Here is a 19891-nt window from a genome sequence, read left to right as displayed (position 1 = left end):
ACTTCTCCAGAAAGGACGAGCAGAGATGAAGGCCCGACTGTTCACCCCCGGCCCGACCCCGGTCCCGGAAGAGTCGCTCCTCGAACTGGCGCGGCCGGTGACGTACCACCGCTCGCAGGAGGCCAAGGCGGTTCTGGCCGAGGTGTCGGAGGACCTGAAGTACGTGTTCCAGACGGCGCAGCCGGTCCTCACGCTCACCAGTTCGGGCACCGGCGGGATGGAAGCAGCCGTCGCGAACGCCTTGGCCGCGGGCGAGAAGGCCGTCCTGCTGACGGCCGGCCGGTGGGGCGAGCGGTGGCGGGGCGTGCTCAAGGCGTTCGCCGCGAACGTCGTCGCCGTCGAGGTGCCCTACGGCAAGGCCGTGACCCCGGAGATGCTCGCCGCCGCGCTCGCCGCGAACCCGGACGCGAAGGCCGTGTTCGCCACGCTCAGCGAGACCAGCACCGGCGTCGGCCACGACGTCGAGGCGTTCGGCAAGCTCGTCGCCAGGACCGACGCGCTGCTGATCGTGGACGCGATCAGCGGCATGGGCGCGATGGAGTGCAAGGTCGACGCGTGGGGCATCGACATCTGCGTCACCGGGTCGCAGAAGGCGCTCATGCTCCCGCCGGGGCTCGCGTTCGTGAGCGTGTCCGAGAAGGCGTGGAAGAAGATCGACGCCACCCCGATCCGCAGCTTCTACTTCGACCTGCGGCGGTACAAGAAGTCGTACGCCGAGAGCGACACGCCGTTCACGCCCGCGAACACGCTGATCCGCGCCCAGCGCGCGAGCCTGAAGCGCATCCGCACCGAAGGGATCGAGAACCTGTGGGCGCGGCACGACCGCGTCGCGGCCGCGTGCCGGGCCGGGGTGAAGGCGATGGGGCTGGAACTATTCGCCGAGCGGCCGAACAGCGGGCTCACGGTCATCACCGTGCCGGCCGGCGTGGACGGCAGCGGCACGCTGAAGAAGATGGAGAAGCAGTACGGGTTCAAGCTCGCCGACGGCCAGGACAACATGAAGGGGAAGATCTGGCGGCTGTCGCACATGGGGTACACCGACGCCTTCGACGTGCTGGGCGCGCTCAGCGCGCTGGAGCTGGTGCTCGTCGAGAGCGGGTTCAAGGTCGAGCCCGGGGCCGGCGTCGCCGCGTTCCAGAAGGCTTACGCAGCGAAGTGAGCCGTGGTAGCATGGGGGCGTCCGTGCCCACGCCCCGACTGGCGTGCCGGGAGCTTCCGCGCCCGGCGGAACGGCCCTCCGGTCGCTCACGCTCCCGGCTCGCCTCGGTCACCTCGACACTCCACATGTCGATCAATCGCTCCAGGCCGCCGGTCGCCGCTGTGGTCCTCGCCGCCGGTGGCGTGGCGCTCGTCTGCTCGCTCGCCCGGTTCTGGGGGGCGAACCCCGAGTACGTCGACCGGTTCCTGATCCTCGCCGGGGCCGCGTACGCCGCGTGGAGCGTCTGGCCCGCGGTCGCGCACCTCTCCCCCGCCCCGTCCCGACTCGGCTACCTCCCGCTGCTCGTCGGTGCGGCGGCGTTCCCCGTCGGGTGGTTCCTCCAGGCTCAAGTGGTGCCGAAGCCGGTCGTCCTCTGGTGGCTCACGGCCGTGTGGGTGCTGGCGGCGGGCGGACTCGTTCTGGTTGCGGTCGGGCCGCGGCACCTCCGGCGGCTCGCGTTCCCGCTCGGGTTCGTCTTCTTCGCCCTCCCGGTGCCGCTCCGCGTCCTCGTGCCGCTGCAGCTCGTGCTGCAAACCGGGACCACCACCGTCGCCGCGTGGGCGCTCCCGGTGCTCGGCATCGCCGTCGAGCGGCACGGGTTCGTGCTGAGTCTACCCGGTGGCGACCTCGGCGTCGCGGAGGCGTGCAGCGGGGTGCGGTCGGTCACGGCGCTCACGGCGATCGCGGCGTTCGTCGCGTGGTGGCGCGGGTTCGGGCCGGTTCGCGGGGCGGCGCTCGTGCTGCTGTCGGTCCCGGTGATCGCCGCGGTGAACGCGGCCCGCGTCGTCGCGAGCGGGGTGATCCAGGAGCGCGCCGGGGCGGACTACGTCCGCGGGAACTGGCACGAAGCGTTCGGCGTCTTGATGGTCCTGCTCGGCCTCGGGTTGATCGTCGCCCTGGCGCACCTCTTGCGGCCGCGACCCGCTGCGCTGGCACCGGCGCCGGAACCGGCCCTTCCCCACGGCCCGCCCCCGCTCGTGCCGCGCCCGGCGACCGTTGTCCTGATCTCCTCGGCGGTTGCGACCGTCGCCGCGCAGTTCCTCGGGACCGGGGCCGAGCAGGAGGTGCTCGCGTCGGCACCCATCGAGCAGATCCCGCACGCCCTCGACCGGTGGCGGGGGACCGACCTGCCCGTGCCGGACGACGTGCGGTCCGTCCTCTCGGCCGACGCGATCACCCGCCGCGAGTACAGCGACCTCGGGTACACCGTTCACGTCTGGGTGATCTACTGGTCGTCGCAGCGGATGGTCAACGGCTACCACCACCCCGACGTGTGCTGGCCGAACCGCGGGTTCCGCCAGACGGTCCGCGACACGGTTCCGGTCCCGCTGGGCGGCGGCCCCGGCTCGGTCCCGGTCACGCTCCGCGAGTTCGTCCGCACGGCTCCCGGGGGCCGCGACACCGACCGGCAACTGATCCTGTACTGGACGCAAGAGGGGCGGCGGGTGTGGGATGCGGCCGACGAGCAGCGGGCGCAGGCGACCGGAGGCGCGGCCCACGAGTGGCTCGGGGAGCGATTGTTCCGGCGGGAGCGGCCGGCCGTGACAGGTCGCCTCGTTGTTCTACTGGGAACACCACTTTGGGGTGACGGCGCAACGATCCGCACGCAGACGCTCGGCCTCGCCGGGCGCGTCGCGGGCGAGTTGTACCGGGCGTGCCCGTGGGCCGACCCGCAGGGCGGGACGGTGCAGGAACGCGGACAATAATCTCCGACCGTTCGCTTCGTAGTTCTTGCGAGATAAGTGATTTTCCCAGTTTTTGCGGTTCACGACCAATTCGGGGGCGTGTTAGAATGTCCCCCGTAACACCTGGCCTCTCTCCCCCAGATTAACACCCTGTTCATCTTCACCGAAGAGAGCCGGCATGTTCGCCCATGAAACTGTGACCGCCCTCCTCGCCCTCGGGGCCGGGGTCGGGCTCCTGTCGACCGGCCTCGCCCGGGGCGTCGCGCGCCGGGCCGGGCTGGTCGATAAGCCCGACGGGCAGCGGAAGGGGCAGGCCGCACCGGTCCCCGTGGCCGGGGGCGTCGCGGTCCTCGCCGCGGCCCTCGTGACCCTCGCGGCCGTCGCGTTGCTCGACCCCGCCGTGGCCGCCGCCCTCACCGCCGACCCCCGCAAGACGCTCGCGCTCCTCGCCGGGGCCGTACTCATCACCGGCGTCGGCGTCGTCGACGACCGGTTCAACCTCCGCGCCCGGTACAAGCTCGGGGGCCAGTTCCTGGCCATCACGACGCTCGTGGCCGGCGGCGACTTCGTCATCCACAGCGTCGGCGTGTTCGGGTTCGTGATCGACCTGGGCCGGCTCGCCGGGCCGTTCACCGTGTTCTGGCTCCTCGCGTGCGTGAACGCGCTGAACCTGATCGACGGCATGGACGGCCTGCTCGGCACGGTCGGGTGCATCGCGCTCGTGACGTTCGCGGTCATCGCCGCCATCGGCGGGCACGTGTTCGCGGCGAGCGTGGCCCTGGCGCTGGCCGGGGCGGTGTTCGGGTTCCTCTGGTGGAACCTGCCGCCGGCCACGATCTACATGGGCGACGCGGGGAGCATGCTCATTGGGCTCGTCGTCGGGGCGGTGGCGATCCCGGACTCCCTCAAGGGGCCGGCCATGATCTCCCTGTGCGCCCCGCTGGCCATCCTCGTCCTACCCGCGTTCGACACCGCCGCCGCGATCGTCCGCCGCAAGCTGACCGGCCGCGGGCTGGCGCAGGCCGACTGCGGCCACATCCACCACCGGATGCTCGACCGCGGCCTGACCCCGAAGCGGGTCCTGGCCGTCGTGGCCGCCCTCGGGACGTTCGCCGCCGCCGGGGCGCTCGGGAGCATCGCCTGGAGCAACGACCTGTACGCCCTGCTCGCCGCCGCCGGGGTCGTCGCCTCGCTCGTCACGTGCAAGCTGTTCGGGCACTCCGAGCTGGGCCTGATCCGCGCCCGCGTGGCGAAGATCGTCCGCAAGGTGTTCGTCCGCGACGCGAGCGCGTGGGGCCTGGCCGTGCGGCTCCAGGGGTCCCGCGACTGGGGCGCGGCGTGGGCGGAACTCACCGCCCTCGCCCGCGGCCTCGGGGTCCAGTCCCTCAGGCTCGACGTGAACGCGCCGGCCCTGCGCGAGAACTACCACGCCCGGTGGGACAGCTCCGCCGCCGAACTCGCCCTCAAGTTCCTGCAACTCGAGGTCCCGCTCCTGGGCAAGAGCGGCGCCCCGATCGGCCAACTGGCGGTCACGATCCCCCGCGACGGCCGCCCGCTGGCCGAGGCGTTCGCGCTCGTCGCCCGGCTCATCGAGACGTTCGAGTTCCACGCCGCCGGCCTCATCGCCCCCGCCCCGCGGCCCGGCGCCCGCCCGACGCCCGTGCTGGTCGCGGCCCCGGTCGTGGTCCGGGTCAGTCCCGAGCCCGTCGCCATCCGCGCCTGACCGCCGGGCCGGCCCCGGCCGCGCCCGCTCCCGCCCGTTCCCTTACAACACCTCCCGGGGACCACCTCGCCTTGACCCGCCTCCCGGGGCACCGTATGTCCGCGCCGCGCGAGCCTCGACACGCTCCCGTACTCGCCGCCGAAGTCCTGGCCCTCCTCGACCCGCGACCGGGCCAGACGTGGGTCGACTGCACCGTCGGCGGCGGCGGCCACGCGCGGCTGATTGCCGAACGACTGGGTGCCTCCGGGCGGCTCGTCGGGCTCGACCAGGACCCGTCGATGCTGGACCTGGCCCGGCCGCGGCTCGCCGGGGCCGGGGCACACGTCACGCTGGTTCACGCGAACTTCGACCAACTGGCCGGGGTGCTCGAGAACCTCGGGACCGGCGCGGTGGACGGCGTCCTCGCGGACCTCGGGTTCGCCTCCGACCAGATGGACGCCGGGGCGCGCGGGCTGAGCTTCCGCGAGGACGGGCCGCTCGACATGCGGCTCGACCCGACCGCCGGGACCACGGCGGCCGGCCTGGTCAACACGATGAGCGAGGCCGCCCTCGCGGACGTGTTCTTCGAGTTCGGCGAGGAGCGGCACAGCCGGCGGGTGGCGCGCAAGGTCGTGGAGCGCCGGGCGACCCGGCCGTTCGCGACGACCGCCGACTTCGCCGCCGTGGTGCGGAGCTGCGTCCCGCGGTCGGGCGGGATCGACCCGGCGACCCGCGTGTTCCAGGCGCTGCGGATCGCGGTGAACGACGAACTCGGGGCGCTCGACCGGTTGCTCGCCGCGCTGCCAAAGCTCGTGGGGCCGGGCGGCCGGGCCGGGGTCATCAGCTTCCACTCGCTGGAGGACCGCCGGGTGAAGCAGGCGTTCCGCGGGCCGCCGTGGGAGCCGGTGACGAAGAAGCCCGTTGAGGCCGGCGACGAGGAGATCGCCCGCAACCCCCGCAGCCGGAGCGCCAAGCTCCGCGTGGCGAGACGAACCTGAGCGAACCGCGGTTCGCGACACCAGCGAGGTCACGGATGACCGCCGAACCCATTGCCGTTGACGCGCCGAAGCCGCGACCTGTCGCCGCGCCGCTCCCGTCGCTGCCCCCGCTCCCGCCGCTCCCGAAGGCGGCCGACAGGCCCGTCGAGCCGGTGAAGCTCGCGGAGGCGCCGGCGGCCCGAGCCGCGGCACCGGTGGCGGGTCCACCGGCCCCCGCGCCCGCGGCGAAGAAGGCGGGCCTGGGCAAGAAGATCGTCGTCGCGGCGGCGTCGGCGCTGAGCCTCGCGGCCGGCGTCGCGGGGGTCAAGTACCTCGCGCCGGACGACCCGCCCGCGACCGCGACCCCGTCGGCCCCCACACCGCCCGCACCGATTGCCGCGGCCCCGCGAGAGCCGGCCGTGTTCGAGCGGCCGGTCATCGAGCACCCGAAGCCGGTCCCCGAGACGATTCCGCCCACGGCGCTGCCCGTCGCGCCGCACGTGGATCCGCAGTTCCCCGTGGTGACGCCGACCGCGCCGGTGCGCCCCGTCGCGATGGTCGAGCCGTTGCTGCCGCCGGTCCCGAGCACCGCCCCGGCGGCCCCGGACCTCGTGCCGCCCGGACCGAAACCTGCGCGCGAGCCGAAGCCGTCGAGGCCCGAGTTTGCGGCGGCCCCGCCCCCGCCGGCGTTCGACGCTCCCGTGCGGCCGCCGAGCGTGACGCAGGCCGGGGGGACCGAACCCGCTCCGCTGGTCCCCGCCGCACCGCCGGCCATCCCGACCGTTGGCCCGCAGGTGCCCGCAATTCCGTCGGCCGGACCGGCGACGCCCGCCGCACCGATGATCCCCGCGGCGCCGACCACCAGCCCGGCGCTGCCCGCGCTCCCGGGCGGCCCCGGGGCCCCCGCGCTGCCGGCGATCCCGCCGCCGGGCGGAACCCCCGCACTGCCTCCGGCACCACCCGCGAGCCTGCCGCCGCCCCCGATCGACGTCGCGCCGAAACTCGACGTCGCCCCAAAGCTCGACGTCGCACCGAAGCTGCCGGCCCCGCCGTCGGCCGTGGTTCCGCCGGTCGGGCCGGGTGGCGGCGCGCCGGTCGAGCCCAAGAAGTCGCTCCCCGAGCCGGAGTTCGCTCCGTCGCCCGCACCGAAGGGGCCGTCGGTCGCACCGCCGCCGGTCACCGGGTCGCCCGTGGGTCCGTCGCTCCCGCCCGCGGCCGATCTCGTGAGGCCCGCGACCCCGGTCGCGCCGGTCGGCGGAGGGGACGCGTCGCCCGCACCGCCCAGGCCCGAGGTCCCGCGGCCCGAGCCGAAGCTGAACCCGCCGGTGGCCGCGACCCCGCCGGCGGCCGAGCGGGCGAAGCCCGAGTTCACGCGGGCCGATTCGAAGTCCGCCGTCACCCCGGTCGCGGCCATCGAGCGGGCACCGGTGACCTCGTTCGACGTGGACCTGCACGAGCCGAAGGCCGGCGACACCTACGAGTCGATCAGCCGCGAGTTCTACAACGACACGCGGTACTCGGCGGCGCTGCGGGCGTACAACCGGAACAAGGCGCTCCAGGGGTCCGGGCCGATCGACGTGCCGCCCCTGCACGTCCTCAAGCGCTACCTCCAGGGCGGGTCGAAGCCCGCGACTGTGCCCGTGAGCCAGTCGGGCGGAATCCCCGAGTGGGGCAGCGCGACGCCGAGCGCCCCGGTGCGCTCGAGCGGCGCGGAGAAGACGTTCCGCGTCCCGACCGGCGGCATGAGTATGCGGGCGGTCGCCCGCGTCACGCTCGGGAACGAGCAGCGGTGGAACGACGTGTACTCGCTGAACCCGCAGTTCAAGGCCGACGAGCTGCTCCCCGCCGGGACCGACGTGAAACTCCCCGCTGACGCCCGGATGCCGTGACAGCGGGTCCCGGCACGAGTATCATCGGGGCGTCGCGGTCGACCGGACCGCGACGCCCCGATTGCATTCCGGGAGACAACCGTGATCGCCCTGATTTTGTTTAGCGCCTTCGCTCAGCATCCCAAACTCGAGCCCGCGAAGCAGGTCCCCGAGGAAACCTCAAAGCTTGGCCCGGTGTATACGGCCTTTCCAGAGTTGAAGCCTCCCCCGATGACGACGGACGGGAAGCCCGCTGACCGTGGTGCACGGAGTAAGGAACTCCACGAACTGATTTTCAAGGACGTCTTCGCGGACCTTCCTGCTGATGCGACGCTGCTTCAAAAAGTACAGTACCAACAAGTACACGAAGGATTGTTATATCTTCAGAAAATTAAAGAGGTAATTGACCTCGGTAGGTGGGACTCCGCATACTATAAGGAATACTTGAGTATGGCGTCGCAGGTTCACAGGGCAGCGGCCGAACTGCACACGATCCCTACCAGGCGCATTCGATGCTTTGAAGCTCGGGTCATTCTGCTCAAGGAAATCGAGATATTCGTAACGTGGCGCGTCGAAACCGGGAACTCACCGCCCCAGGATCTGCACAGCGTTCGCTTTCAGAGGCTCCAGGCAGAAGCTGATTTGCTGGCGTTGAAGGAATCGCTCAAGTCCGCAAAGTGAGATCGGTCTCGGGAGCGACTCAATGAGTCTCGGCACGGGCGGTCAGTTCGTCACCTGCCCGCCGCTGAGCGCCGCCACGGTTCCCGCACACGAGCGCCGGGGCACCCCGGTTGGGCCGAGCCCGCCCGCGAAGCCCGCGACGGGTGCCGCGCGCGTCCTCTACGCCGGGGCCGGGATCGGGTTCGTCGGCGTCGCGTACCTCGGCGTGCTGCTGCCGGGGCTGCCGACGACGCCGTGGGTCCTTCTCGCCAGCTACTGCTTCTCGAAGTCGTCGCCGCGGCTGGAGCGCTGGCTGCGGCGGTCGCCGGTGTTCGGGCCGCTGCTACGGGACTGGATCGAGCACCGCGGGATCCGCCGGCCGGTCAAGGTCGCCGCCGTGTGCCTCGTCGCGACCGTCGTGACGCTCAGCATCGCGTTCGGCCGGGTGCCGGTGTGGGTGAAGTGCGTGATCGGCGGGCTCGCGGCGGTCGGCGTCTGCACCATCACGTTCGCGGTGCCGACGATTCCTCGAAGGCCCGTCGATCACTCGAACAGCCCCGACTGAGGCCTCTCGTCGGCCTTCGGCTTCGGTTGCGAGCGGCCCAGCAGCGCGAACCCCCGCGGCATCGCGATGCGGCCGCGGCGGTCGCGGCTGACGTACTGCTCGCGGAGCAGGTACGGCTCGATCTCGTCCGAGAGCGTGTCGACCGCGAGGTTCATCGTCGCGGCGAGCGCCTCGACCCCGGTCGGCCCGCCGCCGTACAGGTCGATGAGCGTCTCCAGGTACTTCCGGTCGTTGCGGTCGAGCCCGTCGCGGTCCACCTCGGCCATGTCGAGCGCCGCCCGCGCCACCTCCTCGGTGATGTTCCCGTCGTGCCGGGCCGCGGCGTAGCTCCGCGCCCAGTACAGCCGGCTGTTCGCGACCCGCGGCGTCCCGCGGCTGCGGCGGGCCAGTTCGTGCGCGGCGGCCGGCGAGAGCGGGGTGTTCAGCTTCGCGGCGTTCACGGTGACGATCCGCGCCAGCTCCTCGGTGCTGTAAAACTCCAGGTGCTCGTGGATCTTGAACCGGTCCCGCATCGGCCCGCTGAGCATCCCGCTGCGGGTGGTCGCGCCGATGAGGGTGAACCGCTTCAGCGCCATCGAGATGGTGCGGGCGCTCATCCCCTCGCCGAGCACGATGTCGATGCGGAAGTCCTCCATCGCCGGGTAGATGAACTCCTCGACCACCCGCGGCATCCGGTGGATCTCGTCGATGAACAGGATCGACCCTTCCTCCAGGTTGGTGAGGAACGGGAGCATGTCGGCGGGCTTCGAGAGCGCCGGGCCGCTGGTCATCTGGACCGTGGTGCCAAGTTCGTTCGGGAGCACCGTGGCGAACGTGGTCTTGCCGAGGCCCGGCGGGCCGTCGAACAGGATGTGCCCGAGCGGCTCGTTGAGCTTCTTGCAGCCCGCGACGGCGACCTCCAGCCGCTCCGCGACCTTCCGCTGCCCGATCACCTCCTTGAGGAGCTTGGGCCGCAGTGCCGCGTCGTGCTTCTGGACCTCGTCGGCCGGAACGGTGGTGATGACTTTCTCACGGCCCATAGGTGCCTTCACGTCTTGAGCTGTTATCAGGCAAGGTTCGGGAATGTTTGGCGAATGAGATCGAGAAGCTGACGGGCGGCGGCCTCATCAAGCTGAATCGACTGACTAATCTTCTCGGTAAATGTCCGATCTTCTGTGCCGAACGTATCGAGCTGGAGAATCGTCTTTCCGCCATCCGCCGTGAACGACGAGACGTGGCATCGGGTCGGTGCGTGGACCCTCTGTCGCTCCTTCGTGGTCTGCTCAATTTGGGCAATCAGTGCCATGGTCGCTCACCTCTTCGCAAACCGGCGGAGGAGTTCTTCGTTCTCCCTGAGACTGGCGTTCATCGCTTGTTGAAACGGTGCGTCGTCAGCCCTCACGAGAAGGTGCCGCTTGACGATGTCCGCTGCCAGTTGTTCGGGGGTCACCCCGAGGCCGGCAGCCTCCTGTTGGAGGGCAATCTCACTCGGTTGATCGAGTTGAAACGAGATGGTCATGGGCCGTTACCCCTTCTGAGCGTAGATCAGCGTGAGTGCGTCCGGGAGGTTCTTGAACGGCTTGCCGCAGGTCAGCAGGGCGTCGAGCCTGGTGCGGGCCTCGATTGGGTTGTGGCCGAGGCCCATCAGCGCCTGGTACACGTCCTCGACCAGTTGACCGTCGGCGTCCATCGACACCACCACGGGTTGCGGATCGGGCTCGGCCGCGGCCGCGGCTTTCTTCTTGCTCGCCCTGGCCTTCGGCTCCTCGGGCGGGGTCGCGCCGCCGGGCGCGGGGGCCGGTGCGGACGCCGCCATCACGAAGCTCGCCACCTTCCGCTTCAGCGTCGTGACGATCTGCTCGGCCGTCGTCGCGCCGATGCCGGGGAGCGTGCTGAGCCACCGCGCGTCCTGCCGGGCGATGGCGTCGGCGATCTCCCGCACCGGGCGGGCCATCGCCTTGAGCGCCTTCTTCGAGCCGATCTTCTCGACGGTGCAGAACAGGTCGAAGAACTCGAGTTCGGCCTCGGTGTTGAACCCGAGCTTCCGCGGAACGAACCGGTTCCCGCCCGAGTTGCCTTCGAGGTACTCGGTGACGTGGAACGTGACCTCCTGGCCGACCCTCATCTGGATGACGCGGCGGACGCTCTCGGGCACCAGCACCTGGTACTCGAAGGCGTCGATCTGGAGGCGGACCTCGTCGTCGAGCACGCGGGTGAGGACGCCCGTCATCTTGGTAATCATGCCGCGTCGTCCGTGGATTCGGGTTCGTCGTCGATCCGGTCCGGGTCGGGGCCGAACAGCGCCTCGCAGTTGATGCCGGTGAACGTCGCGCCGCGGGCACCGCCCATGATCCCGCCGCTGCCGGCGAAGTAGTGGCACAGGGCGATGGCGAGGGCGTCGGCGACGTCGTGCGGCTCGGGCGGGCCGGCGAGGTTCAGCTCGCGGGCGACCGCGTGCTGCATCTGCTCCTTGCTCGCCCGGCCGCTGCCTGTCACGAGCTTCTTCACCCGGGCGGGGGCGTAACTGGTCACAGGTATACTATACTGCGCACCGGCGAGGAAGAACGCCCCGCGGGCGTGGGCCATGAGGATCGCCGTCCGCGGGTGGTCGTAGTGGGCGAAGAGCTGCTCGACGGCCATCGCGGTGGGTGAGTACTGCTCCAGCACCTCACACAGCCCATCGTAAAGCGTCTTGACGCGGCGGGCCATGTCAGCAGTGTCGCGGCCCTCGGCCGAGCGGATGACGCCGGCCTCGCACACCCGCGGCCCGGCGTCGGTGACTTCGAGGACGCCGTACCCCGTGACTTGCAGGCCGGGGTCGATGCCGAGGATGCGCTTCGGGGTGGGCACGGTCGCACCTCGCACGAGAAGTTCGGATCACCCCGCTATACCCCGCCCCCGGCAAAACGAAATGTCGGTGCCCTTCCCTGAACGAAGGCGCGATGTGCGTTCCGGCGTCCGGTCCGGCACAGGCCGCCCGACCGGACGCGCACCGATCAACTCCCCACGCGCCACGTCGTGCCGCCGGGGCGGTCTTCGAGGGTGACGCCGAGGTCCGCGAGCCGCTTGCGGATCAGGTCCGTCTGGTCGAACAGCGCCTTCTTCAGCGGGTTGTCCTTCGCCGCCGCCTTCGCCTCCGTGCGGAGGTTGTTCCGCAGGTCGAGGAGCAACTGCATGAGCCCCGCGACGAGCGCGCCGCCGAGGTCCGCCTGCGGCACGTCGAACGTCAGCCCCAGAACAGTCGCCATCTCCTTGACGAGCGTCGCGCCCTCGATGAACTCGGCCTTCGCCGCGGCGTTGGTCGTCGCGGGGTCTTCGAGCTTCGCGGCATCTGCGGCCTTGTTCAGACTCGTGACCAACGTGCTCAGCACGCCGACCGCGCCGCCGGTGTTGAAGTCGTCGTCGAGGTACGCGCGGAACTCGCGGTACGCTTCCGCGAACGCCGGCTGCGTGAACGTGCGGTTCGGGTCGAACGTCGCGGGCGACTTCAGCTCCGCGTACCCGCTCCCCGTGACGCGCTTCACGCGCTCGGCGAACCGCACGAACGACCCGTGGGCCGTTCGCGACTCGACGAGGCCGTCGGGAACCGGCGTCGCCGGGTTCTTCCAGTCCCAGATGCCCAGGTCGATCGGCGAGCGGTAGTGCGTCTTCAGCATGAAGAACCGCAGTGCCTCACCCGACACGTGCTTCAGCGCGTCGACCACGTTCAGCACGTTGCCGAGCGACCCGGCCATCTTCGCTTCGTTGCCGTCCTTGTCCTTGAGCTTCAGCAGGCCGTTGTGCATCCACACGCGGGCGAACGGCTTGTCGGTCCAGCTCTCGCTCTGGGCGAGTTCGTTCTCGTGGTGCGGGAACTGGAGGTCGAGACCGCCGCCGTGGATGTCGAGCGTCTCGCCGAGCATCTTGATCGCCATGCAGGTGCACTCGATGTGCCACCCCGGGCGGCCGCGACCGCACGTGAACGGGCTCTCGTACTGCACCTCGGGCGGTTCGTCGGGCTTGGCCCCCTTCCACAGCGCGAAGTCGCCGGGGTTCCGCTTGCGGGCGTTCACCTCGAGCCGCGCGCCGGCCTCCATCTGCTCCGGGTCGCGGTTGCTCAGCGCGCCGTAGTCGGTGTCCCTCGACACGTCGAAGTACACGCCGTCGCCCACCTGGTAGGCGTAGCCCTTCGCTTCGAGCTTCTGGATCACCTCGATCATCCCGCTCACGTACTCGGTCGCCCGCGGGAAGTGGTCGATGCCGGTGACGTTCAGCGCCTTGAGGCACTTGAAGTAGTCCTCGGTCATCTGCGCCGCGAGCGCCGGCACGGTCGTCTTCAGTTCGCGGGCGCGGACGATGAGCTTGTCGTCCACGTCGGTGATGTTGACGACCCAGGTCACCTTGTACCCGAGGTACGTGAGGTAGCGCTTGACCGTGTCGAAGATGACCGGCCCGACCATGTGGCCGATGTGGCTCGGCTTGTACACCGTCGGCCCGCACACGTACATCGAGACGGACTCGCCCGGCCGCTTGTGGAACGGTTCCTTCTTGCGGGTCAGCGTCGAGTACACTTGCAGGGCCATAGAGCGAAATCCTTGATGATCCACAGATTACACAGAAGACACAGATTTGAAGAACGGGCACCTCGGTCTTTAATCTGTGTCCTCTGTGTAATCTGTGGATAACTTCTGAACCAATACCACGGCGTGGGTGGCGATCGCCTCGCAGCGGCCGATGTGCCCGACCCTCTCGCCGGTCTTCGCCTTCACGTTCACGCAGTCGGGTGGGACGCCGAGCAGCAGGGCGAGGTTGTCGCGGATCGCCGCCTTCACCGGGCCGAGCTTCGGCTCCTGGGCGAAGACGGTCACGTCCACGTTGACGACCCGCCAGCCCATCTGGTTCAGCTTCGCGAGCGACTCGGCGAGGAACACCCGCGAGTCGGCACCGAGGTAGCGGGGGTCGGTGTCGGGGTAGGCGTCGCCGATGTCGCCGAGGCCGACCGCCCCGAGCAGCGCGTCGGTGACGGCGTGCAGCACCGCGTCGGCGTCGGAGTGGCCGACGAGCCCGCGGGCGTGCGGGACCGTGACGCCGCCGAGGATCAGCGGCCGCCCCTCGGCGAGGCGGTGCGAGTCGTGGCCGCTGCCAACCCGGAATGACACTTCGCGAACTCCGCAGACAACTCGGGTAACCTGGGTCGATTGTACCGGCCGGCCGCAGAAGTGAAAAAGGGCAGTCGGGAAACGCGGAGTTCGGAACGCGGAGTGCGGAATGACAATCAGAGACACGACAAAGGCGAGCCGGGAGCATCAGCGACCGGAGTTCACCTTCGCATGAACTCCGGTCGCTGACGCTCCCGGCTCGCCAATTGATTGGTCTTCACTCCGGGTTCCGCGCTCCGCACTCCGCACTTCCTATGCCCCGTAGTCGATGTCCTCGGGGTTGTTCAGCGGCTTGTCGAAGATGAACCGGCGGCGGCCGTCGACGTCCTCGCCCATGAGCCGGCGGAACTCCTTCTCGGCGGCCATCGCGTCGTTGAGCGTCACCTTGAGCAGCGTGCGGTGCTGCGGGTCGAGGGTCGTCTCCCACAGCTCCTCGGGGTCCATTTCGCCCAGCCCCTTGAACCGGGTGACGCTGATCCCCTTCTCGCCGAACTTGCGGATCTCGGCGACGAGCGTCTGCAGGTGCCCGAGGTCGCGGCGGATCTCGCCGTGCTCGACCACGAACCGCACCGGGGGCTCGCGGCCGGCGATGCGGGGCAGCGGCACCAGGTCGCCGGCCTCGAACCCGGCGTCCTTGAGCTTGCCGATGGCGGCGTTCAGCACGCGGACCTCGTGCCAGTCGTCGAGCGTGTACTGCTCGGCCGGCACCGGCGCGACCGGCGCGCCCGCCTCGGCGGCGGTCGGCTCCTCGGGGGTGCTCACCAGGTCGTTGCCCAGCACCAGTTCCTTGCCGAGCTTCTTCGCCTGCTCGGCCCGGAACGCGTCCACCTCGGCCTGCGCGTGGAACCAGTGCTCCTTGCCCGCGAACTGGACGTGGTACGACGGGAGGAGCCCGTCCTTCCCCTTGTGGAGGTACGTTTCGAGCGTGTGCCCGCGCTTCTCCAGGTTCACCACCGCGGTCTCGACGTCGGCCAGGATCGGGAGCAGCTTGGCGAGGGCGTCGCTCGCGAAGTCGCGGTTGGCGCGGCCGTTGACCGCCTGGACGTGCAGCACCGTGTCCTTCAGCCCGCGGGCCATCTTCTCCTGGTCCATCTCCTTGAACGTCTGGACGAACCGCGTCTCCTTCTTCTGCGTGACCTTGTAGAGCGGGGGCCGGGCGACGAACAGGTGCCCGCACTCGACGAGCTTCCGCATCTGGCGGAAGAAGAACGTGAGCAGCAGCGTGCGGATGTGCTGGCCGTCCACGTCGGCGTCGGTCAGGATGATGATCTTGCCGTACCGGATCTTGCTGATGTCCTCGACGTTCTCGATGTCCACGCCGGTCGCGGCGATGAGGGCCGAGATCTCGTTGTTCTTGAGGAGCTTGTCGAGCTTCGCCTTCTCGACGTTGAGCACCTTGCCCCGGAGCGGGAGCACGGCCTGGAACATGCGGTCGCGGCCGCTCTCGGCGCTGCCGCCGGCGGAGTCGCCCTCCACCAGGAACAGTTCGCTGCGGTCCCGCTCGCGGGTGGTGCAGTCGAACAGCTTGCCCGGCAGCCCGCCGCCGCTCAGGATGTTCTTGCGGTCCTTGATCGCGTCGACGGCCTTGCGGGCCGCGATGCGGGCCTCGGCCGACAGCGCGATCCGCTTGCAGATCCGCATCGCCTCCTTCGGGTTCTTCTCCAGGTACTCGGTCATGTACCCGTAGACGACCCCGCTGACGATCCCCTCCATCTCGGGGTTGTTCAGCCGCACCTTGGTCTGCGACTCGAACACCGGGTCCGGGTGGCCGACGCTGATGACGACCGTGAGCCCCTCGCGGAAGTCCTCGCCGCGGACCTCCAGCCCCTCCTTGAAGTGCCCTTCTTTCTTGCCGTAGGCGTTGAGCGCCCGCGTGAGCCCCGAGCGGAACCCGGACAGGTGCGTGCCGCCGATCGGGTTGAACGCGCCGTTCGTGAAGCACCGCTCGATCTTCTCCTCGCCCGCGGTGTACTGGAGCGCGACCTCGGTGGAGATCATCAGCCCGCCGCCGTTGGTAGCGTGCTCGACCTCTTTCTTGATGTAGACCGGCGGGTGCTCGACCGTCTGGGCGGTGTTGAGCCACTCGACGTACTCGGCGATGCCGCCGTCGAACTTGTACGCCTCGCTGCGGTGCGGCACCTCGCGCTCGTCGTGCAGCGAGAGCGCGAGCCCGCGGTTCAGGTACGCGATCTCGCGGAACCGGTCGCACAGCGTCTCGTAGCTGAACTTCAGGTCGCCGAACATCTCGGGGTCGGGCTTGAACGTGATCGACGTGCCGGTCTTCTTGTCCGGCGTGGGGCCGAGGTTCTGGAGCGCGCTGGTCGCGTACCCGCGCTCGAACTCCATCTTGTAGACGGTCCCGTCGCGGCGGACCTCGACCTCGCACCACTCGGACAGCGCGTTCATGGCCTTCGCGCCCATGCCGTGCAGCCCGATCGACACGCGGTACGCGGCGTTGTCGAACTTGCCGCTGTTGCCGGCGATCGTGAGCGCCTCTTCGAGGGCCGACTTCCCCGTGTCCTTCTTGATGCCGACGGGGATGCCGCGGCCGTCATCGGACACGGTGACCGAGTTGTCGGCGTGGAGCGTGACGCGGATCTGCGTGCAGAACCCGCCGAGCGCCTCGTCCACGGAGTTCGACACGATCTCGTAGACGAGGTGGTGGAGCCCGCCGGACTGCGTGTTCCCGACGTACATCCCGGGGTTCTGCCGGATGTGAGCCGCGTCCTTGAGGCTCTTCATGTTCTCTTCGGTGTACTGCACCGTTGCCGTATCGCTCATGTGGGTCCGTCTCGGTCGTTAGAGGTACTCGACGTGGCTCTTGTGTCGGTCTCGTCACGCGGGCGGTGACGGGATCGGGTTGCCACCACACCGGCAGTGAAAGTCGGTCTGCTCCGTGAAGCTGTGCGGTCCCCATCCCTCGTTCAGATGGTCGGGACAAGTGAAGTGCTCGAACACCGTTTCAAGGTGGTGTCGAGACTTGGGGTTGGCACACAATCCCCAGTCGGAATTGAACGCCGCGAAGAACGAACACCCGCCGCACTGGATGCATTCCGCGTTTAACTCGCGGGTGAACGGGTCATCCGGCCAGTTCGCCGTGTACATCTGCTCGCTCAGCGCGCTCGAAAATGCGGTCGTCGTGATCGTGTTTCGGTTGTCGTCCATTGCACTTCTCACCACGTCCCGGCCCGGAACTTGATGTCGGTAAGCGTGACGCCGGGCAGCGCCGCGCGGAGCTTGGCGAGCAGGCCGCGCTTGTGGAACTGGGCCAGCTCCGACATCTGCACCGCGTTCCGCACGTCCACTTCCAGCACGCCGCGCTTCAGGCCCAGCACGCGGGTGCTCTTGAGCAGCTCCGGTCCCGCGGCGTCGGCCCACGCCATTTCGAGCCGCACCCGCTCGTTCTTCCGGCCCCACCCCCGGGACGTGAACAACTTGCCGAGGATGTCGGCGATGTTCTCCGGCCCCCTGTTGCCATCTGCGGCCATGAATCACCCCGCGAGTGGCATTACGAGGTACACGTAGGAGTCGCCGCACTTGAACAGCGCCGGCTTGGTGCCGTCGGTCATCTCCAGCATCACCGTGGGCTCGCCCTCCATCGCCCGCAGGAACTCGACGAGGTACGACGGGTCGAACGCGATGCTGACCTCGGGGCCGTCGTAGTCCGGCAGCGGGAGCTCGACCTCGCTCGACCCGGTGTCGGCCCCGCGGGCCTGCATCGCGACCTTCCCGGCCGAGAACCGCATGTCCACCCGCTTGCTCTCGTCGTCGGTCACGATCGCGGCCTGCCGCACGCGGGCCAGGAAGCCGTCCACGGGCAGCGGGATCTGGACCGCCGCGCCCTTGCGGGTCTGCCCGATGATGTCCTTGTACGGCGGGTACCGGCCCTGCACGAGCGTCGTGTAGATCATCGACCGCTCGGTCTGGAACACCGCGTCGTTGGTCCGCAGCCCGATCCGCACGAGTTCGCCGTCGTCGGTCAGGTTCCGCTCCAGCAGCGCGATGGCCTTGGGCGGGACGAGGTGCGTCGCCTTGACCGCGTCGGCCGGGCCGTAGACCGACGCCGGCCCCTCGCACAGCGCGAGCCGCTTGGTGTCGGTGGCGACGAGCCGGGCGGTGCGGCCCTCGGCCTCCCACAACACGCCCTTCAGCGCGAACCGGCCGCCGCTGTCCTTCTTGTCGGCGGCGAACGCGGTGCGGCGGATCATCGCCCGCAGGATGCCCGCGGTGACCTCGTGGTAGCGGCCCGCGTCGTCGAACGCCGGGAGGTCCGGGAACTCGTCCACCGGCCGCGTGGGCAGCTCGTAGCGGCTCGTGCCGGCCTTCACCTTCGTGACCTCGGGGCCGGTGTCGAGCAAGATCTCGTCGTCGGAGCAGTTCTTGAGGATGTCCGTGAGCTGGTTGATCGGGAGGATGGCCGAGCCGGGCCGGCTCACGTTGTTGCCCCGCAGCTCGTACCGGATGCCGACCTCGGTGTCGAACGCGATCAGCGTCAGGGCGTCGTCCTGGGCGACGGCCTTGATGCTGCTGAGGATCTCCTTTGTGGTGCGTGCGGGCACCGCCGCGGAAACGAGCTGGCACGCGGTGAGGAGTCCGTTGCGCGGGCACGTGAGTTTCATGTGCTGTCCTTTCGCCGTCCTTGGTTGTGGGCCTCACCCCGCGGTTCAGCCAGATACTCCATTCCTTAATTTGAAACATCAAGTAGTGACAGTAAGGTGCCGGCCGGTTCTGGCGCGCACGCACCTCGAAGACTCACTACCCGCTACGAATCCCAGCGGTCGCGAGTGTCCCACGGCCTGTGGAAAACCTGGCGCGCCGGCGGCGCGCCCGTGGTTTCCTGTGCGCGGCCCTTGCGGGCCGGTGTTCGGCGTCGGTCGCCGACCGGAGTGCGCGCCAGCGGTGAAACGCGGCGCGCCAGGTGCGCGCCAAGTTTTCCACAGGGTTGCGCGCTACCCGAGTTCGCCCCGCAGTTGCCGCACGCGCGAGTCGAGTGCGGCGTCCTGCTTCACGGCGCCTTCGATCTTGCGGCAGGCGTGCAGGACCGTCGTGTGGTCCCGGCCGAACGCCGCACCGATCCGCGGGAGCGAGAGCCCGACGAGTTCGCGGGCGAGGTACATGGCGACCTGCCGCGGGACCAGCACGCTCCGCAACCGGCTGGGGCCGAGGAGCGCCCGCTCGGTGATCCCGAACGCGGCGATCACGCGCTTGATGATCGCATCGACGGTCGCGCTGCCGGAGGTCGGTTGTCCGGTTTCCGCCAGCGTGCGCTCGACGGTCGTCGCGTCGAGCGGGCCGGGGTACTGCGGCGCGACCTGGGCGAGGTTCTGGAGCGCCCCGAGGGCCGGCCGGAGCCCGCCGACGCGGTTCGCGAGCCAGTCGAGCGCGTCGGGCGTGAGTCGCACGTTCCGGGCCCGCGCCGCGGCCCCCAGCACCTTGCGGCGGCCCGCGACGCCGAGCGGTTCGAGCCGCACCGTGAGCCCCGCGACCAGCCGCGACGTCAACCGCTTCGGGAGGCCAGTCAGTTCCGCCGGGCTGCACACGGTCGTGACGATCAGCGCCGTGCGGTGCCGGGTGCGGTGGTCGAGCAACTCGCACACGCCGTCGGCGGCCCGCTCGGGCAGGTGCTGGACGTCTTCGAGGACGAGTGCGTCGCAGGTGAAGAGCCCGCGGTCGCCGAAGCCGGTGTCCTCGGCGAGCACGTCGGGCCGTGCGAGGTCGCCGGCCGATTCGAAACGGACCACGATACCGGGCGACGCCTGCATGAGCGCCGCGAGGGCGGCCCGGCACAGGTGCGACTTCCCGGACCCCGGCGGGCCGTGCAGCACGAGCGGGCTCACCGGGGCGCGCTTCCCGAGGCTCGCGGCCCGTGCGACGGTCCGCACCGCACGCACCGCGGACCGGTTCTCGGGGAGAACGACGAAGCTGCCGAGGTCGAATTTTGGGGGCGTCTTGGGCGACTCGGACGGTTCGGCAGGTGCGGGCATCCGGCCCTCGTCCGAGTGAGCGTTGAGAGCACCAGAACTCGGCCGTTGGGGAGTGCTCATTCCACTGGAAATTATATCGATTCGGGGCGCTCGCGTAAAGGCGAACCGGGGGGGAAGTGGGCGACCGCAAGAGGT

19 protein-coding genes are annotated in these 19891 nt (G+C 69.8%); 7 read left to right on the top strand and 12 right to left on the bottom strand.

Annotated elements, in window-relative coordinates:
- The first annotated feature begins 25 nt into the window (after window positions 1-25).
- From ACTIGN_RS07155 to ACTIGN_RS07125, 7 genes are all read left to right on the top strand, one after another.
- Entirely contained in the window at window positions 26-1159 is a 1134-nt protein-coding gene (locus ACTIGN_RS07155; protein ID WP_439622255.1) for a pyridoxal-phosphate-dependent aminotransferase family protein, read from the top strand.
- Window positions 1160-1284: 125 nt separating this feature from the next.
- Window positions 1285-2904, top strand: coding sequence for an exosortase C-terminal domain/associated protein EpsI (locus ACTIGN_RS07150; RefSeq protein WP_439622253.1), 1620 nt, complete (start codon window positions 1285-1287; stop codon window positions 2902-2904).
- Window positions 2905-3061: 157 nt separating this feature from the next.
- Window positions 3062-4606: an MraY family glycosyltransferase gene (locus ACTIGN_RS07145; protein ID WP_439622251.1), complete on the top strand. Its 1545-nt coding sequence runs from the start codon at window positions 3062-3064 to the stop codon at window positions 4604-4606.
- Window positions 4607-4701: 95 nt separating this feature from the next.
- Window positions 4702-5583 carry a 16S rRNA (cytosine(1402)-N(4))-methyltransferase RsmH gene (gene rsmH, locus ACTIGN_RS07140; protein WP_439622249.1) on the top strand — a complete coding sequence of 294 codons (882 nt, stop codon included), beginning with the start codon at window positions 4702-4704 and terminating at the stop codon, window positions 5581-5583.
- A gap of 35 nt (window positions 5584-5618) precedes the next feature.
- A complete protein-coding gene (locus ACTIGN_RS07135) occupies window positions 5619-7451 on the top strand; it encodes a hypothetical protein (protein ID WP_439622248.1) in 1833 nt (610 codons plus the stop codon).
- 81 nt (window positions 7452-7532) lie between these two features.
- On the top strand, window positions 7533-8111 hold the full coding sequence (locus tag ACTIGN_RS07130) for a hypothetical protein (protein WP_439622246.1): 579 nt from the start codon (window positions 7533-7535) through the stop codon (window positions 8109-8111).
- 22 nt (window positions 8112-8133) lie between these two features.
- A complete protein-coding gene (locus tag ACTIGN_RS07125; RefSeq protein ID WP_439622244.1) occupies window positions 8134-8655 on the top strand; it encodes a YbaN family protein in 522 nt (173 codons plus the stop codon).
- Here the strand turns inward: ACTIGN_RS07125 and ruvB are convergent.
- The 12 genes from ruvB to ACTIGN_RS07065 form a co-directional block, all read right to left on the bottom strand.
- Window positions 8634-9674, bottom strand: a complete 1041-nt coding sequence (ruvB, locus tag ACTIGN_RS07120; RefSeq protein WP_439622242.1) for a Holliday junction branch migration DNA helicase RuvB — start codon at window positions 9672-9674, stop codon at window positions 8634-8636. The genes ACTIGN_RS07125 and ruvB overlap by 22 nt on opposite strands.
- A 26-nt stretch (window positions 9675-9700) precedes the next feature.
- Complete coding sequence (locus ACTIGN_RS07115) at window positions 9701-9940, bottom strand: hypothetical protein (RefSeq protein ID WP_439622240.1); 240 nt, start codon at window positions 9938-9940, stop codon at window positions 9701-9703.
- A 6-nt stretch (window positions 9941-9946) separates the two neighbouring features.
- Complete coding sequence (locus tag ACTIGN_RS07110; protein WP_439622238.1) at window positions 9947-10153, bottom strand: hypothetical protein; 207 nt, start codon at window positions 10151-10153, stop codon at window positions 9947-9949.
- A 6-nt stretch (window positions 10154-10159) separates the two neighbouring features.
- Complete coding sequence (ruvA, locus tag ACTIGN_RS07105; protein WP_439622236.1) at window positions 10160-10876, bottom strand: Holliday junction branch migration protein RuvA; 717 nt, start codon at window positions 10874-10876, stop codon at window positions 10160-10162.
- Window positions 10873-11484: a crossover junction endodeoxyribonuclease RuvC gene (ruvC, locus tag ACTIGN_RS07100; RefSeq protein ID WP_439622234.1), complete on the bottom strand. Its 612-nt coding sequence runs from the start codon at window positions 11482-11484 to the stop codon at window positions 10873-10875. Before ruvC ends, ruvA begins: the two co-directional genes overlap by 4 nt.
- A 146-nt stretch (window positions 11485-11630) precedes the next feature.
- Window positions 11631-13196 carry a cysteine--tRNA ligase gene (gene cysS / locus ACTIGN_RS07095; RefSeq protein WP_439622232.1) on the bottom strand — a complete coding sequence of 522 codons (1566 nt, stop codon included), beginning with the start codon at window positions 13194-13196 and terminating at the stop codon, window positions 11631-11633.
- 69 nt (window positions 13197-13265) lie between these two features.
- A complete protein-coding gene (gene ispF / locus ACTIGN_RS07090) occupies window positions 13266-13772 on the bottom strand; it encodes a 2-C-methyl-D-erythritol 2,4-cyclodiphosphate synthase (protein ID WP_439622230.1) in 507 nt (168 codons plus the stop codon).
- A 252-nt stretch (window positions 13773-14024) separates the two neighbouring features.
- A complete protein-coding gene (locus tag ACTIGN_RS07085) occupies window positions 14025-16553 on the bottom strand; it encodes a DNA gyrase/topoisomerase IV subunit B (protein ID WP_439622228.1) in 2529 nt (842 codons plus the stop codon).
- 54 nt (window positions 16554-16607) lie between these two features.
- Complete coding sequence (locus ACTIGN_RS07080) at window positions 16608-16937, bottom strand: hypothetical protein (RefSeq protein WP_439622226.1); 330 nt, start codon at window positions 16935-16937, stop codon at window positions 16608-16610.
- Between the two features lie 8 nt (window positions 16938-16945).
- A complete protein-coding gene (locus ACTIGN_RS07075; protein WP_439622224.1) occupies window positions 16946-17260 on the bottom strand; it encodes a DUF721 domain-containing protein in 315 nt (104 codons plus the stop codon).
- 3 nt (window positions 17261-17263) lie between these two features.
- Window positions 17264-18391 (bottom strand): DNA polymerase III subunit beta, encoded by a 1128-nt coding sequence (dnaN, locus tag ACTIGN_RS07070; RefSeq protein WP_439622222.1) that lies wholly within the window; start codon window positions 18389-18391, stop codon window positions 17264-17266.
- 330 nt (window positions 18392-18721) lie between these two features.
- On the bottom strand, window positions 18722-19756 hold the full coding sequence (locus ACTIGN_RS07065; protein ID WP_439622220.1) for a DnaA/Hda family protein: 1035 nt from the start codon (window positions 19754-19756) through the stop codon (window positions 18722-18724).
- Between the last annotated feature and the right edge of the window lie 135 nt (window positions 19757-19891).

Source organism: Gemmata sp., from assembly GCF_051859125.1.
Classification (GTDB): Bacteria; Planctomycetota; Planctomycetia; order Gemmatales; family Gemmataceae; genus Gemmata.
Note: the sequence above shows the minus strand (reverse complement) of the source record. Positions and strands in the feature narration are given on the sequence as shown.

Bases quoted from the DNA above. Each gene is read 5' to 3' on its own strand.
- ACTIGN_RS07075 (WP_439622224.1), bottom strand. From the start codon at position 17,260: ATGGCCGCAGATGGCAACAGGGGGCCGGAGAACATCGCCGACATCCTC.
- ACTIGN_RS07115 (WP_439622240.1), bottom strand. From the start codon at position 9,940: ATGGCACTGATTGCCCAAATTGAGCAGACCACGAAGGAGCGACAGAGG.
- rsmH (WP_439622249.1), top strand. From the start codon at position 4,702: ATGTCCGCGCCGCGCGAGCCTCGACACGCTCCCGTACTCGCCGCCGAA.
- cysS (WP_439622232.1), bottom strand. From the start codon at position 13,196: ATGGCCCTGCAAGTGTACTCGACGCTGACCCGCAAGAAGGAACCGTTC.
- dnaN (WP_439622222.1), bottom strand. From the start codon at position 18,391: ATGAAACTCACGTGCCCGCGCAACGGACTCCTCACCGCGTGCCAGCTC.
- ACTIGN_RS07155 (WP_439622255.1), top strand. From the start codon at position 26: ATGAAGGCCCGACTGTTCACCCCCGGCCCGACCCCGGTCCCGGAAGAG.
- ACTIGN_RS07080 (WP_439622226.1), bottom strand. From the start codon at position 16,937: ATGGACGACAACCGAAACACGATCACGACGACCGCATTTTCGAGCGCG.
- ACTIGN_RS07110 (WP_439622238.1), bottom strand. From the start codon at position 10,153: ATGACCATCTCGTTTCAACTCGATCAACCGAGTGAGATTGCCCTCCAA.
- ACTIGN_RS07150 (WP_439622253.1), top strand. From the start codon at position 1,285: ATGTCGATCAATCGCTCCAGGCCGCCGGTCGCCGCTGTGGTCCTCGCC.
- ACTIGN_RS07125 (WP_439622244.1), top strand. From the start codon at position 8,134: ATGAGTCTCGGCACGGGCGGTCAGTTCGTCACCTGCCCGCCGCTGAGC.
- ACTIGN_RS07145 (WP_439622251.1), top strand. From the start codon at position 3,062: ATGTTCGCCCATGAAACTGTGACCGCCCTCCTCGCCCTCGGGGCCGGG.
- ruvA (WP_439622236.1), bottom strand. From the start codon at position 10,876: ATGATTACCAAGATGACGGGCGTCCTCACCCGCGTGCTCGACGACGAG.
- ruvB (WP_439622242.1), bottom strand. From the start codon at position 9,674: ATGGGCCGTGAGAAAGTCATCACCACCGTTCCGGCCGACGAGGTCCAG.
- ACTIGN_RS07085 (WP_439622228.1), bottom strand. From the start codon at position 16,553: ATGAGCGATACGGCAACGGTGCAGTACACCGAAGAGAACATGAAGAGC.
- ACTIGN_RS07065 (WP_439622220.1), bottom strand. From the start codon at position 19,756: ATGCCCGCACCTGCCGAACCGTCCGAGTCGCCCAAGACGCCCCCAAAA.
- ACTIGN_RS07135 (WP_439622248.1), top strand. From the start codon at position 5,619: ATGACCGCCGAACCCATTGCCGTTGACGCGCCGAAGCCGCGACCTGTC.